This is a genomic window from Winogradskyella sp. UBA3174 (assembly GCF_002364335.1).
Lineage (GTDB): Bacteria > Bacteroidota > Bacteroidia > Flavobacteriales > Flavobacteriaceae > Winogradskyella.
This window is the reverse complement of the sequence record NZ_DEXW01000054.1, coordinates 62,918-77,810: the sequence shown is the minus strand read 5'-3', so window position 1 is coordinate 77,810 and position 14,893 is coordinate 62,918. Positions and strand designations below refer to the sequence as shown.

Genomic DNA, 14,893 nt, shown 5'->3' with positions numbered 1-14,893 from the left:
ATGGCTGAGGTATCTTCACCTTTGGAGTTGATTCGTGGATTTTTTATAAAAGCGTAATACCCACGGAAAATAAGTGCGAAAGCATCAACTAAAAAAAGACGTTTTTTGTCTGACATGTATTTTAATTTTGAAGTCTATAAAACTACGAAAAGTTAAGCGTTTAATTAAAAAGCAATTCGTAATTTTCCACATTCAAAATTTAGAGATGAACACATTTTCAATAGCCATACATGGTGGTGCAGGTACTTTAGTAAAAGGAATGATGACTTCAGCATTAGAGTCGGAATATAGAGCCGCTTTAAAGTTAGCCTTAAATGCAGGCTATAAAGTGTTAGAAGACGGAGAATCTGCGGTTAAAGCTGTTGAGACAGCGGTTAAAGTATTAGAGGATTCACATTTATTTAATGCGGGAAAGGGAGCTGTATTTACAGCAACTGAAACGCACGAAATGGATGCCTCGATTATGGATGGTAAAACCTTAAATGCTGGTGCTGTGAGTTTAATATCAGGAATTAAAAATCCGGTGGCACTTGCTAAAGATGTCATGGAAAAAAGCGAACATGTATTTTTAGCAGGTGATGGTGCGATGCAATTTGCCAAAGAGCTAAACTATAAGTTAGAAGATGATGCGTATTTCTATGATGAATTAAGACATAACCAATGGTTAGAGATAAAGGACACAGATAGCTTTCAGTTGGATCATTCTACAAAGAAAGATTCAAAATTCGGAACCGTCGGAGCCGTTGCTTGTGATAAAGATGGAAACATAGCTGCAGCAACCTCAACTGGTGGTATGACTAATAAAAAATGGGGACGTGTAGGTGATTCTCCAATGGTCGGAGCGGGTAATTATGCCAATAATAAAACCTGTGCTATTAGTTGTACAGGAAGTGGTGAATTTTTTATTAGAGGAGTTGTAGCTTACGATGTGGCTTGTTTAATGGAACATAAAAATATGAGCATTGAAGAAGCTTCAAATGAAGTGATTAATAAGCGCATACTTGAAATAGGAGGCGATGGAGGCTTAATTGCTGTTGATGCTAAAGGAAATATTGCGATGCCTTTTAACACGGAAGGGATGTATCGTGCTAGTAAGACTTCAAACGGAAAAGAAGATATTTCAATTTATAAATAACAAAATCTCTTTTTTCAAAGGGGTCTTGTTATATAAAAGGAGCTTCGATAGGTAACACTTTTACCTTTTTCTTGTCAATATGAAAACGGTCACCATTAGATAGAATGTGCGTTCTTAAACCCGTTAAGGACATTGGTGTGCCTTCACTTAAAATAGAATGTTTATTGTGTGTTAAACGTCTGCCATCAAAAACAATTACCATTCCAGAGCCAATAACGCGACACTTATTATTTTTTATAATCATACCCGTATCTTCAGCTAATCCAATTCCAATTAAATCAGGAAATTGAGCTACGGCTTCAGAAACTCTCCCAAAGCGACCTCGCTTTATAAAATGCGTGTCTATGATAAGGCTCGGTACTAAACCTAAACCTTTGTACATAGTTACTGCTCCTTTAATAAAAGATTCTGTAGCACTTCCTCCAGCAATCATTTCATTTGCCATTACCATGGCTCCAGCACTAGTGCCTGCAATTACAAATCCAGGCTCGTTTGTATAACGATCTACTAAAATTTTATGAATAGTGGTGCCACCAATTTCATCTGTGATTTTAGATTGGTTACCACCAGAAAACATTACGCAATTCGCATTAGTAATAAGTGAAATAGCACGTTCTGTTTCAGAATCTTCTTTAGAACGAATGTCTAAAACTTCGACATTCTTACATCCAAGGGTATCAAAAGCAGTTAAATAATTTTCACCAACTTCAACAGGGATACTTGATGCCGTTGGAATAACTACGATATTAGCATCAATGCCACCAGCTTCTCTTACTACGTGGTATAAAATACCTTCGTCAATAAATTCTAAGGTGTACATTTCGTCAGCTTCAATCCCTTTGTCTTCATTTCCGCCAATTGGTATCAAAGTTCCCTTTTTCTTGTGCATAGTTTGTATCTAAAATTTTGTGCAAAAATAAGCCAATTTTTCTATTGAAAAATACTATATTTATAATCTTTCAAGATTATAAATAAATACCAAGACCTATGAATATACGCGAGATAAACGCCATGAGAGGACCAAATTACTGGTCTGTGAGACGACATAAATTAATAGTAATGGTTCTAGATCTCGAAGAGATGGAAGAATTACCTTCAAATAAGGTTGAAGGTTTTCCCGAGCGATTAAAAGCTATGTTTCCTACTATGTATTCTCATCGCTGCTCAGAAGGTTGCGAAGGTGGTTTTTTTATGCGTGTTGATGATGGTACGTGGATGGGTCATATTATTGAACACATTGCGTTAGAAATTCAGACACTAGCAGGTATGGATACTGGTTTTGGGAGAACTAGAGGCTACGGTGAAGAAGGTGTTTATAGTGTGGTCTTTTCTTATATGGAAGAATCCGTAGGACGTTTTGCGGCAAAATCTGCAGTAAGAATATGTGAGGCTTTAATTGCTGGTGAAGATTATGATTTAACGGACGATATTCAAGAAATGAGAGAGCTTCGTGAAGCTGATCGTCTTGGACCAAGTACCGGTTCTATTGTTGCAGAAGCAGAAGCAAGAGGTATTCCTTGGATTAGACTCAACAAATATTCGCTTTGCCAATTAGGTTATGGAGCTAATCAAAAACGAATTCAGGCAACTGTAACTAGCGAAACAAGTAGTATAGGAGTAGAGTTGGCATGTGATAAAGAAGATACAAAATACTTGTTAGAGCAAGCAGAAATAGATGTACCACGTGGAGATATTATTCGTCGCGAACGTAGTTTAGAGGAAGCGTGTCGTTATGTCGGTTTTCCTTTAGTGATTAAACCAGTTGACGGAAACCATGGAAGAGGAATTACGGTAGATATACAAAATAATGAAGATGCTCTTGAAGCATTTAAACATGCAAAAGAGAGCTCGCGCAGTGGTGCTATAATTGTAGAAAAATTTATTAAAGGTGAAGATTATAGACTATTGGTTATTAATAATCAATTAGTAGCTGGTGCTATTAGGACTCCAGCACATGTTACAGGTGATGGTGAATCTACTGTGAAAGAACTTATAGATAAAGTGAATAGCGATCCTCGTCGTGGATTTGGGCATGAAAATGTTTTGACTAAAATCACAACTAACGAGCTAACTCTAACCATTATTAAAGATGCTGGTTATGCTTTAGAATCTGTCATTGCTAAAGGTGAACGCTTAATATTAAAAGATACGGCCAATTTAAGTACTGGAGGAACGGCTGAAGATATTACAGATATTATTCATCCGGCTAACGTAAGTATGGCTGAACGAATTTCAAAAATTATAGATTTAGATATTTGTGGGATAGATATTATGACTACTGATATCTCAAAACCATTATCAGAAACTGGTGGAGCGGTGCTCGAAGTGAATGCTGGTCCTGGTTTTAGAATGCACTTGGCACCAACGTCTGGATTACCACGAAATGTTGCTGCTCCTGTAATAGAAAAATTGTTTCCTCAAAAAGGAGATACAGGGCGTATTCCTATTATTGCAATAACAGGAACTAACGGAAAGACGACAACATCTCGATTAGTAGCGCACATTGCTAAAATGAAAGGTTATCGGGTTGGTTATACAACCAGTGATGGTGTTTATATACAAAATAGATTATTAATGACAGGTGATTGTACAGGTCCTGCTAGTGCCGAGTTTGTACTAAAAGATCCAACAGTGAATTTTGCCATTTTAGAATGTGCAAGAGGAGGCTTATTAAGAGCTGGTCTTGGTTTTAAAAAGTGTGATGTTGCAATTGTAACTAATGTTTCTGCGGATCATTTGGGACTTAAAGGGATTCATACTATTGAGCAATTGGCAAAAGTTAAAGGAGTCATACCAGAAACAGTTTTACCAGATGGTTATGCTATTTTAAATGCAGATGATGATTTGGTGTACGACATGAGACGTAATTTAGATTGTAATGTGGCCTTATTTTCTATGGATGAGAATAACCCTCGTGTTAAGGCACTACAACGTTTAAATGGTATCACAGCAATTTATGAAAATGGTTATGTTACTATATGTAGAGGAGAATGGAAAATGCGTCTAATGAAGGTAGAAAATATTCCGTTGACTTTTGGTGGAAAAGCAAAATTTATGATTCAAAATGTGTTAGCCGGAATTTTAGCAGCACACGTACAAGGTATTAGCATAGAAGATATGAAAGCTGGTTTAGAAACTTTTATTCCATCTGCTGCGCAAACACCAGGTCGTTTAAATTTATTTGAGTTTAAGGACTTTACTATTTTATTAGATTATGCTCATAATCCATCAGGAATGAGAGCACTTCAGAAATTTACGGATCAACTAGATGCTACTGTTAAAGTAGGTATCATTGCTGGTATTGGAGACAGACGTCTTGAGGATAACAATGAAATGGGAGCTATAGCAGCAGATATGTTTGATGAAATTATAATTCGTCAAGACAAACGTTTAAGAGGTAAAACAGAAGAAGAGCTTATTAAGATGCTTAATGATGGTATTAAGAAAAGAGATCCAAATAAGAAGATAACGATAATACCTTCAGAAAAAGAAGCTATAAAATATGCTGTAAAAAATGCAATAAAAGGATCACTGATTATATTGTGTAGTGATGTTATACCAGATGCTTTAGACTTGGTTAAGAAGTTTAAAGAGCAAGAAGCTAGAGGTGAATTAAATTACGCGGATTAATAGATTACTGATTTATAAAAATGAAAAAAGCCGAAACTAATGTTTCGGCTTTTTAATTATCTATAATGAACTCTTAGCAAAGTTTTACAGTTTTTACTTTAATTTGTAAGCTCTTTCTATAAGCTTTAATACTTATAATAGCATTACTTTTTTTACGGTTAATTTTTAAAACCTTAGCTTTTACTTCTGCAGAAATAGCTGCTGGTGTTTCAGCCTTAGTCAAATCAACAAGTTCAGTTTCAATACTACTTACAGAATCTTGCTGTGCAAATCCTGCTAGAGACATTGTTAAAAATAATATGATTACTAAACCTTTTTTCATAATTGTTTGAAGCTATATTTGTTTTAACTTCCACTCAAAGAAACGGCAGATATTTATTGTGAGTGAATAATTTAGATGAAACAAGGCGATAATTAGATAACTGACACACGCTCGTTAAAAACATCGACGAAATACACAAAATGAGCTTGCAGCCCTTTAGAATGGTAAATTAATAGGTAAGCTTCACGATGTCAAGGATTAACGGTATGCGATAGTATATTAAATCGGTGAAATACATAAATACGGTGTGTAGCCCAATAAATACAGTATTAGTAAATGGTAGATTTTAGAAATAACACTTACTTTGAGTTGTTTTCAAAGCAAAACAATAATCAACTAGAAGTAGGTCAAAGCACTTATAGTCAAAGGATTAAAAATATAAATGCACTTCAACGAGCTATAGAATTTACCTTTAGAGATCAGATAAAGGAAGCATTATATAAGGATTTAGGTAAGCCAGCTATCGAAGCTGACCTTACAGAAGTGTATCCTATAATAGGTGATATTAAGCATGTAAAAAAGTATTTACATCAATGGATGCGTAAACAAAAGGTAAAGACAACTTTATCTATGTTGGGTGCAAGTTCTTACTATATACATGAATCTAAAGGGGTTTGTTTAATAATATCACCTTGGAATTTCCCTTTTAACTTAACCTTTGGACCTTTAGTTGCTGCAATTGCAGCCGGTAATACAGTTATTATAAAACCTTCTGAAATGACACCGCATTCATCGGCTTTAATGGCAAAGATTATTACAGAGGTATTTACAGAAAATGAAGTCGCTCTTGTTGAAGGTGAAGTTGAGGTATCAACAGAACTCTTAAAATTACCATTCAATCATATCTTTTTTACGGGCTCTCCAAATGTTGGTAAAATTGTGATGACTGCCGCAGCTAAAAACTTAAGCTCTCTGACTTTAGAGCTTGGCGGTAAATCTCCAATAATTGTAGATGCAACTGCAAATATTGATATGGCAGCTAAAAAGATTATGTGGGGGAAATTTTTAAACTGTGGTCAAATATGCGTAGCACCAGATTATGTCTTAATAGACGAATCTATAAAGGCTGAATTCATAACAGCTTGCAAAAAATGGTTAAGTACGTTTTATAGAGATAAGCCAGAGTCATCAAGTTCTTATGGTAGAATTGTTACAGACAAACATTTAGAGCGCTTAAAATTACATATCGAAAATGCTAAGGAATTAAATGCAATAATTGAAGTAGGTGGTGATGTAGATGCTTCCAAAAAATATATAGCACCAACAATTATTTCAGATTTAAAAGCCGAAGCAACATTATTAGCCGAAGAAATATTTGGACCAATTTTACCTATTGTAACTTATAAAGATTTAAACGAGGCTATTGATTACATCAATACTAAAGAGCGGCCACTAGCACTTTATATCTATAGTAAGAACAGATCTAATACAAAAAAAATCATTGTTAATACAAGAGCAGGAGGAACGTGTATTAACAATAACATTATTCATTATGCTAACCATTACCTTCCTTTTGGAGGAGTAAATAATAGTGGTATTGGCAAAAGCCACGGCTTTTTTGGATTCGAAGCGTTTAGCAATAAACGCGCTATTGTAGAGCAGCATACCTTTGGAGCAACAGAATTTTTGTTTCCACCTTACACAGGTTTAAAAGAAAAGATGGCACGATTTACTATAAAGTGGTTTTAAGCTTTATTATAAAAATCTACTTTAACGTTCTCATTAGTTGAGTCCTCATATTTCATATAGGTAAACCCTTCATGAATACAATAAGAACCAATGTCTCCTGCTTTATTCATAGCAATATAGGCAATTTGAAAATCTTTATAACGGTCATTTTTAGATACAATTCTCTCAATAGCTTCCTCACATGCTTGTTGTGGGCTCATTCCATTTCGCATGAGTTCAACAATTAAAAAACTACCCACTGTTTTTAAAACTTCTTCTCCCATCCCTGTTGCAACAGCTCCACCAATTTCATTATCTATAAATAAACCAGAACCTATTATTGGAGAATCACCAACTCTACCTTTCATTTTATAAGACAAGCCAGATGTAGTGCAAGCACCTGCAATATCTCCATATTTATCAATACAAAGCATACCAATAGTATCATGGTTTTCAATATTAATAATAGGTTTGTATTCTGGTGATTCCATCCATTTTTTCCAAGCTTTTTCAGAAGCATCGGTTAGAAGTTTTTCTTTTTTAAACCCTTGAGAATATGCAAATTCTTCAGCGCCATCTCCAGCAAGTATTACATGAGGTGTGTCCTCCATAACTATCTTTGCTAGTGCAGCAACATTGGTTATGTTCTCCACGTAAAGTACCGATCCACAGTCTCCATTAGAATCCATAACGCAAGCATCTAATGTTACGTTACCTTCTCTGTCTGGTGCGCCACCTTTACCTACGGTTGTATTTTTAATATTTTCTTCTTCAACTGCTACACCAGCAATGGCAGCATCTAGCGCTTTTACACCTTTAGATAATTCTTCGCCAGCTTTTGCGTTAGCGTTTACAAATCCCCAAGTACAAATTGCTGTAGGGAATTTAGTTTTATCAATTACCATAGCAGTTTTAGTTTGGTCTTGTATAGGTTTGCTTTCCGTTGAATTTCCGCAACTTAATGCAGAATTACCGACTGCTAAACCGACTCCTGTGAGCGAAGCGTTTTTTATAAAGTGTCTTCTTTTCATTATCTAAAAATTAATAGTCAACTCCTTGCTTATCCAATACTGCTTTTGTTCTAAACGCATAGAATAATAAATATGCAAAACAAGCTACTGCTATCCAATACGACGATTGAATTGTAAATACATCTGCTAACTTTCCTTGAACCGGTGGAATAATACCACCACCCAAAATCATCATCACTAAAAAGGCTGAACCTTGCGACGTGTATTTTCCTAAACCAGCAATACTCAACGTAAAAATACATGGCCACATAATAGAACAAGATAATCCACCCGATAAAAAGGCGAATAAAGCAACATTTCCTGATGAAAATAAACCTATTAACATTCCCAGAATACCAAGAAAACTAAATATTTTTAGAGTTTTAACAGGACTATCTTTTGCTAAAAAGAATCCACCAATTTGTACTGCAATACAAATAGCGAAAAACAATATTTCGTTAGTCGTAAAACTATATTTTATAGAATTCACTAGGATAATAACTCCGAATGCAACGTAAGGTACAATTATTAGCAGTACTTTTTTTAAGCCTTTACTTGGATTAAAAACCGTTACTGCACCAACCCAACGACCAATCATAAGTCCGCCCCAATACAATGAAATATAAGAACCCAATTGCGAATCATTTAATACAGGAAGGCCAAGCGCATTTAAACCTGTCTCGGCAACACCTTGTTTTAATAGTTCTCCTAAATTACTACCAATAGTCACTTCAACACCTACGTAAGTGAAAATGGCGAGCATGCCTAAAACGAGTTGTGGATATTTCATAGCTCCCCAACCTTTAGCATTTTTACGTGCACTTGTATTGGCATAAAATACGGAAGCTATAACTGCAGAAAGAGCAACAAAGAGTAGAATTAATCTTATTTTTTCTATGGCTTCTGTTGCAGCTTCTGTACCTGCATAAGTACTAAAAATATAACCAAAACAACCGACGATAATTAGGGTCAAAACTAGTAATAAGTTACGCGCTTTATTAGCAGGTTCAAAAGCAGTATCGGATTTTAGAGCAGGTAGCTTTTTTGAAAAATGAAAAAGTGCTGCAGCAACTAAAAACAGCACACCAACTCCTAAGTAGAGTTTTTGGACTGTCATTAAAGTAATTTCGTTATTGGTAATCATCTGAGCCAATTCGTCGGTACTCCATGATGCCGAACCAAATATCACTAAACTCACAACGACAGGGCCAATAGTTGTCCCAAATGAGTTAATTCCTCCTGTTAAATTCAACCGATGTGAACCTGTTTTGGGATCTCCAAGCGCAACCGTAAAAGGGTTAGCTGCTGTTTGTTGTAGCGAAAATCCTAGTGCAACAATAAAAAAGGCGATAAGTACTAAATAAAACACACCTGTCTGTCCTTGTTCTGCTCCAGCGGTTACAGGATACATAATAAAAGCACCTATGGCAGAGAGAAGCAAACCATAAACAATACCATTTTTATAACCCCAATTATTAAGGATATCACGTTTTATAAGACTTGATACGACAAAGAGGGAGAGTGCACCAATATAATAGGCTCCATAGAACGCAAAATCTACTAACTGGGATTGAAATTGGTCAATGTTAAAATAGGTCTTGCAAAATGGAATAAAGACACTGTTAGAAGCTGCAATAAATCCCCAGAAAAAGAAGACTGTACAAAGCGTAGCTAATGCAGATTTGTTATATTGATTACTCATTTATTTAATTGTTAGTTAGTTTTGCATTATTCAGATCTGCAAGGTTTTGAAAACCTGACAAGTCCCTTCTTCATTGCGATGTATTATTTAATCGAAATTTCATCAACAAAAATCCAGCTTTTCCCATCCATAGGATATCCAATATGCCACTCTGGTAGGTCACCAAGTTTTTTGGCAATGATCTTTACATATTTATAATTGGCAGGATTAAATTTAAATTCAATAGTTTTAATGTTGATATCGTAATTTTTTTCAGCAGTATTCATCTTTTGAGGCGGCAGTGCTGTAAAAGTTTTATTGTCTTTAGATACAAAACACTGCACTTCTGTTGGGTGGAAAATCCATGCTCCTTGATCTCTTAAAAAGTTTACTTTTATGCTACTAATAGATTTCTGAGATCCTAAATTTACTGTAGCTATTAAATCGGTATTCCAGTAGCCTTGCCAGCTCCCTGTTCTGTAGTTCTTAGTGCTTCTTATACCATCAATAAGTGCATCATTTCCGCCAGCACTGTATTGATTAGCAAATTCACTTTTTAAAGTAAGACTAAGGTTAGGGTCTATTTTATAAAACGGAGTGGTAAGAATTGGACTTTTTAAATCTCCCTTTTCAGAATACAATCTCACCTTAGTATCTTTAGTGATTGTAAATGGCGACTCATAAATTTTGAAATTATCGTTATCAATAGCATAAAATATTTTAGCTCCTTCTTCTGAAGTGGATAAAACAATTTCAGTAGAGCCTCTAAACGTAATATCTCCCTCAGCAATAAATGGTGATGGCAGAATAATGTGATCTTTAATTTCTGTTTTTGGCTCATTACCTTCTTTTGTTCCCCAAGTTGAAGGCTGATTGGTCATTGTAAATTCTAAAGTGCCACCAGAAACAATAGCATCATGGCTTAAATAAGTTTCATTATGTGTTTCACCATTTAATTTTACACGTTCAATATAAATGTTAGTATCGCTGAGATTATTTGCAATAATGTTGAATTGTTTCCCATTCTCAAGATTAATAGATGATTTATCAAATAGTGGCGTTCCAATGATATACTCATTACTTCCTGGAGTCACCGAATAAAACCCCATAGAACTTAGTACATACCAAGCACTCATTTGTCCGCAATCTTCGTTTCCTGAAACTCCGTCAGGATCATTATGATATAATTCAGTTAAAATTTGATGGACTCTTTCTTGCGTTTTATGTGGTTTGTTTACAAAATTATAGAGATAAGCCATATGGTGACTCGGTTCATTACCATGAGCATATTGTCCAATTAATCCTGTAATATCGGATTGGTCACGACCAGAGGTTTCTGTCTTTGCATTAAACAATTCATCGAGCTTGTTTTCTAACTTTTCTTTTCCACCTAATAGTTTTAGAAATCCTGAAATGTCTTGTGGTACATAGAAGCTGTACTGCCAAGAATTAGCTTCGGTATAATTAAAATTTACTTCATAAGGATCAAAAGGTGCAAACCATGTATTTCTGAATCGACCACGCATAAATTGAGTTTCAGGGTCAAAAACATTTTTATAATACTGCGCACGCTGAATGTAGGTTTTGTAATCTTCAGATTTACCCATGGCTTTTGCCATTTGTGCAATCGTCCAATCATCGTATGCATATTCCAACGTCTTTGAAACTGATTCACTTTCTTCATCCACAGGAATAAAGCCATATTTTTTATAAGCTTCTAATCCAAATTTATCTCTAGTAGCTGAATGTTTCATAGCTTCAAAAGCTTTCTCCGAATCATAATTCCTAATACCTTTTAAATAGGCATCTGCAATGACAGGAACAGCGTGATAACCAATCATACAATCTGTATAATTACCAGCCAAATCCCACATTGGCATAATGCCACCTTCATCATATTTTGCTAAAAAGGTTTTTATGAAATCGTTGGTTTTTTTCTGCTCAATAATAGTGTATAGTGGATGCGCAGCTCTGTAAGTATCCCAAAGTGAAAACACCGTGTAGTAATCAAAATCAGCATTATGAATTTCTAAGTCCATACCTCTATAACGACCATCAACATCTTGATAACGATTTGGTGCGAGCATTGTGTGGTATAACGCAGAATAAAAGTTTGTCTTTTTATCTATATCATTACTTTCGATAACTATTTTTTCTAATTGCTTTTCCCAGAAATCTTGCGCTATTTTTTTTACTTGCTCAAAGCTTTGATCTCCTATTTCTCCTTCAAGATTTTTTCTTGCTCCAGCTTCATCAACTGCTGAAATTCCGACTTTAACATAAACAGGTTCGTTATTTGGGTTAATAAAGTTTAAAGAGGTTCGTCGCGCTCCAGGCATTCCAAATTCAGGAGGCGATTGTAACACATCATTGAAAGGATGAGACGTTTTTATAACAAAATATAAACGTTGGTCTTTAGCCCAAGCTTCAGAATGGCGATAACCTACAATTTCCGTATTAGAATTTTTTTCAATTTTAGCATCTAAAACTTTATCGCGATGTTCTAAATCTAAAATTAAGAACTGATTTTGGCTAGAAGGATATTGGTATTTATGAATGCCACTTCGTTTTGAAACCGTTAGTTCTACATCAATATTCGTAGAATCTAAATGCACTTTATAATAACCTGGTTCTGCTGTTTCATTATCATGAGAGAAATGTGCGCGATACCCTTTTTTACCATCAGCACCATTATTAAAGTTGTGTTCATTCGTTGGCATTAAAAGTACATCTCCATAATCGCTAATGCCAGTTCCGCTTAAGTGTGTGTGCGAAAACCCATAAATGTAACTGTCTGTATAATGATAACCAGAGCAACCATCCCAACCATCTAATCGTGTGTCTGGGCTTAGTTGCATCATTCCAAATGGCATCGTAGCACCAGGATAAGTGTGACCATGTCCACCAGTTCCTATAAAGGTATTTACATAGCTGGTAAGTGGTTGGTCTTTCTGTGCTTCTGAGGTTGAAAATGAATCATTGCAACTAATAAATAGAACAAGAACAATTAAAAAGGGGGTTAGTTTAAAGTTCATCAAAAAAGATTGTTAATTTTAATGCACCTAATATACTAAAATGCAAATCAAGAAAGTCCTTAGCGTATTCCTTTTTGTACAGTTGTTATTTAACTGTCAAGAAAATGCAATTCAAAAAGGTGAGGTGAAAATTATTCCAATGCCATCAAAGCAAACATTAAATGAAGGTCAATTTATATTAAGTAGTTCTACAGGAATTGATTATCCAGAAGCCTTAAAAGTTTCAGCAGAATTCTTGAAATCATTTATTGAACAAAGCAAAAGGATACGTCTCAATAAAGGAAACGACATACAATTTATTATAGATACTAGTATTGAAAACGACGAAGGTTATTCGCTTCAAATTCTTCCGAATAGCATAGAAGTAAAGGCAAAAACAGACCAAGGGGCTTTTTATGCAGTTCAGACTTTGAGGCAGTTATTGTCACCAGACTTTGAAAATGGAAGTTTTAATGCTGAACAAGTTTATATTCCATGTGTCTCAATTACAGATGCACCACAATTTATATATAGAGGTATGCATCTCGATGTTGGTAGGCATCTGTTTTCAGTTGATTTTATAAAGAAATACGTTGACGCCTTAGCCATGCTTAAAATGAATACGTTTCATTGGCATCTAACAGAAGATCAAGGTTGGCGAATTGAAATTAAAAAATATCCAAAACTTCAAGAAGTTGCAGCCTATAGGAATGAGACTTTGATTGGTCATTACAATGCACAACCACAACTATTTGACGGCAAAAAATATGGAGGTTACTATACACAAGAGCAAATAAAAGAAATTGTAGCTTATGCAAGTGCCCGTTTTATAACGGTTATTCCCGAAATTGAATTGCCAGGACACTCACAAGCTGCCATAGCAGCGTATCCAGAATTAGGCTGTACGGGTGAACAAGTTGAAGTCGCCAAAAAAGGTGGAGTTTTTGAAAATATTTACTGCCCAAAAGAAGAAACTTTCGCTTTTTTAGAAGCTGTTTTTGATGAGGTTTTAGAATTATTCCCAAGTAAATACATACATATTGGTGGAGATGAAGCACCAAAAACAAACTGGAAAAAATGTAAATCCTGTCAACAACGAATTAAAGACGAAGGTTTAAAAGATGAACATGAATTACAAAGTTATTTTATTTCAAGAATTGAAGAATACTTGAATAGTAAAGGCAGACAAATTATTGGTTGGGATGAAATTTTGGAAGGAGGATTAGCACCAAACGCTACAGTTATGTCTTGGAGAGGATTTGATGGAGCGATTGAAGCAGCGAAACAACATCACAACGTTATTTTAACACCAGGTTCACATTGCTATTTTGATCACTATCAATCTGAAAACAAAGACGAACCATTGGCTATTGGTGGTTTTTTGCCATTAGAAAAAGTGTATAGTCTTAATCCAATTCCGGATGAATTAACTGAAGAAGAAGCCAAATATGTACTTGGAGCACAAGGTAATGTTTGGACGGAGTATATGCCGAATACTAAACAAGTGGAGTATATGGTTTTTCCAAGAATATTAGCTTTGAGTGAAGTCGTTTGGTTAAATTCTAAAGAGCGAAATTATAAAGAATTTGCATCTAGAGTCGAAAATTTTCATAAACGATTAGACGCTTTAGATATTAATTATGCGAATCATTTATTTGAAATTGAAGGCGAATTACTTTCGATTGAAAACAATATCGTTTACCAAATGGAAACGTCTTCTAAAGGGAAAATCATTAGATACACCTTAGAGGGCTCTGAGCCAACTGCAGACTCTGAAGTTTATAAAGAACCTGTATCTATTAATGAAAGTGTAAACTTAAAGGCTAGAGTTTTTGATGCAGAAGAAAAATTAGGAACTACGTTTTCGCAAGAGATTAATTTACATAAAGCGGTTGGTGCGACAATTACGATCAACAAAGAGCTCAATAAAAGCTACCCAGGAAGTGGAGCAGCTGGTTTAGTTAATGGTATTTCTGGGAGCAATTATCGTTATGGAGATAAGGAGTGGTTAGGGTTTTCAGGAGAAGACATTGAGATTGTGATTGACTTAAAACAAGTAAAACACATTCATTCTATTGAAACCCGATTCCATAATGGACAAGGTCAATGGATTTATGCGCCTAAAGAAATAGAAATAGCATTAGGGAATGGTAGTTTTGAAGTATTTGAATTGAATGCCAATGAAGACTTGATTATCGATTTTAAATCAATATTTGAAGGTGAAAAAGCTAAGGAGATTAGATTGAGGATTCCAAATTATGGAATCATTCCAGATGGCAAACAAGGAGCTGGCAATAAAGCTTGGACGTTTATTGATGAAATAATAATTAACTAATACGTCAGTTCGAGTGAAATTGCTTTTTTGCAATTTTGTACCGAGAACCTATTAATGCTTCTCGATACAATTCCGATAAAAAATGCGGAATCACTCGA

Annotated in this window: 9 protein-coding genes; 4 read left to right on the top strand and 5 right to left on the bottom strand. The window is 35.0% G+C overall.

Translation table 11 applies throughout. The features are described from left to right. Positions 1-205: 205 nt before the first annotated feature. Positions 206-1,135, top strand: coding sequence for an isoaspartyl peptidase/L-asparaginase family protein (locus tag B2U95_RS10130; RefSeq protein ID WP_296315852.1), 930 nt, complete (start codon positions 206-208; stop codon positions 1,133-1,135). Between the two features lie 28 nt (positions 1,136-1,163). Here the strand turns inward: B2U95_RS10130 and B2U95_RS10125 are convergent, their stop codons facing one another. After that, positions 1,164-2,024, bottom strand: coding sequence for a cyanophycinase (locus tag B2U95_RS10125; protein WP_296315849.1), 861 nt, complete (start codon positions 2,022-2,024; stop codon positions 1,164-1,166). Positions 2,025-2,122: 98 nt separating this feature from the next. Between B2U95_RS10125 and cphA the strand changes: the two genes are divergently transcribed. Continuing rightward, a complete protein-coding gene (cphA, locus tag B2U95_RS10120; RefSeq protein WP_296315845.1) occupies positions 2,123-4,765 on the top strand; it encodes a cyanophycin synthetase in 2,643 nt (880 codons plus the stop codon). Between the two features lie 73 nt (positions 4,766-4,838). On the opposite strand, the gene B2U95_RS10115 is transcribed toward cphA, so the two are convergent. Further along, positions 4,839-5,087, bottom strand: coding sequence for a hypothetical protein (locus tag B2U95_RS10115; RefSeq protein WP_296315842.1), 249 nt, complete (start codon positions 5,085-5,087; stop codon positions 4,839-4,841). A gap of 276 nt (positions 5,088-5,363) precedes the next feature. Here B2U95_RS10115 and B2U95_RS10110 point away from each other — a divergent pair, with 276 nt between their 5' ends. Further along, positions 5,364-6,776 carry an aldehyde dehydrogenase family protein gene (locus tag B2U95_RS10110; protein WP_296315840.1) on the top strand — a complete coding sequence of 471 codons (1,413 nt, stop codon included), beginning with the start codon at positions 5,364-5,366 and terminating at the stop codon, positions 6,774-6,776. Here the strand turns inward: B2U95_RS10110 and B2U95_RS10105 are convergent. The 3 genes from B2U95_RS10105 to B2U95_RS10095 all read right to left on the bottom strand — a co-directional run bounded on the left by B2U95_RS10105 (position 6,773) and on the right by B2U95_RS10095 (position 12,481). Continuing rightward, positions 6,773-7,786, bottom strand: a complete 1,014-nt coding sequence (locus B2U95_RS10105; RefSeq protein ID WP_296315838.1) for an isoaspartyl peptidase/L-asparaginase family protein — start codon at positions 7,784-7,786, stop codon at positions 6,773-6,775. The two genes, B2U95_RS10110 and B2U95_RS10105, sit on opposite strands and share 4 nt — an antisense overlap. Positions 7,787-7,796: 10 nt before the next feature. After that, complete coding sequence (locus B2U95_RS10100) at positions 7,797-9,467, bottom strand: MFS transporter (RefSeq protein WP_296315836.1); 1,671 nt, start codon at positions 9,465-9,467, stop codon at positions 7,797-7,799. A gap of 83 nt (positions 9,468-9,550) precedes the next feature. Then, positions 9,551-12,481 (bottom strand): GH92 family glycosyl hydrolase, encoded by a 2,931-nt coding sequence (locus B2U95_RS10095; RefSeq protein ID WP_296315833.1) that lies wholly within the window; start codon positions 12,479-12,481, stop codon positions 9,551-9,553. Positions 12,482-12,521: 40 nt separating this feature from the next. Between B2U95_RS10095 and B2U95_RS10090 the strand changes: the two genes are divergently transcribed. Beyond that, positions 12,522-14,795, top strand: a complete 2,274-nt coding sequence (locus tag B2U95_RS10090) for a beta-N-acetylhexosaminidase (RefSeq protein ID WP_296315831.1) — start codon at positions 12,522-12,524, stop codon at positions 14,793-14,795. Positions 14,796-14,893: the final 98 nt, after the last annotated feature.

What these genes read in the sequence shown, in the direction of transcription:
- B2U95_RS10130 (WP_296315852.1), top strand. Translation starts at nt 206, where the DNA reads ATGAACACATTTTCAATAGCCATACATGGTGGTGCAGGTACTTTAGTA.
- B2U95_RS10125 (WP_296315849.1), bottom strand. Translation starts at nt 2,024, where the DNA reads ATGCACAAGAAAAAGGGAACTTTGATACCAATTGGCGGAAATGAAGAC.
- cphA (WP_296315845.1), top strand. Translation starts at nt 2,123, where the DNA reads ATGAATATACGCGAGATAAACGCCATGAGAGGACCAAATTACTGGTCT.
- B2U95_RS10115 (WP_296315842.1), bottom strand. Translation starts at nt 5,087, where the DNA reads ATGAAAAAAGGTTTAGTAATCATATTATTTTTAACAATGTCTCTAGCA.
- B2U95_RS10110 (WP_296315840.1), top strand. Translation starts at nt 5,364, where the DNA reads ATGGTAGATTTTAGAAATAACACTTACTTTGAGTTGTTTTCAAAGCAA.
- B2U95_RS10105 (WP_296315838.1), bottom strand. Translation starts at nt 7,786, where the DNA reads ATGAAAAGAAGACACTTTATAAAAAACGCTTCGCTCACAGGAGTCGGT.
- B2U95_RS10100 (WP_296315836.1), bottom strand. Translation starts at nt 9,467, where the DNA reads ATGAGTAATCAATATAACAAATCTGCATTAGCTACGCTTTGTACAGTC.
- B2U95_RS10095 (WP_296315833.1), bottom strand. Translation starts at nt 12,481, where the DNA reads ATGAACTTTAAACTAACCCCCTTTTTAATTGTTCTTGTTCTATTTATT.
- B2U95_RS10090 (WP_296315831.1), top strand. Translation starts at nt 12,522, where the DNA reads ATGCAAATCAAGAAAGTCCTTAGCGTATTCCTTTTTGTACAGTTGTTA.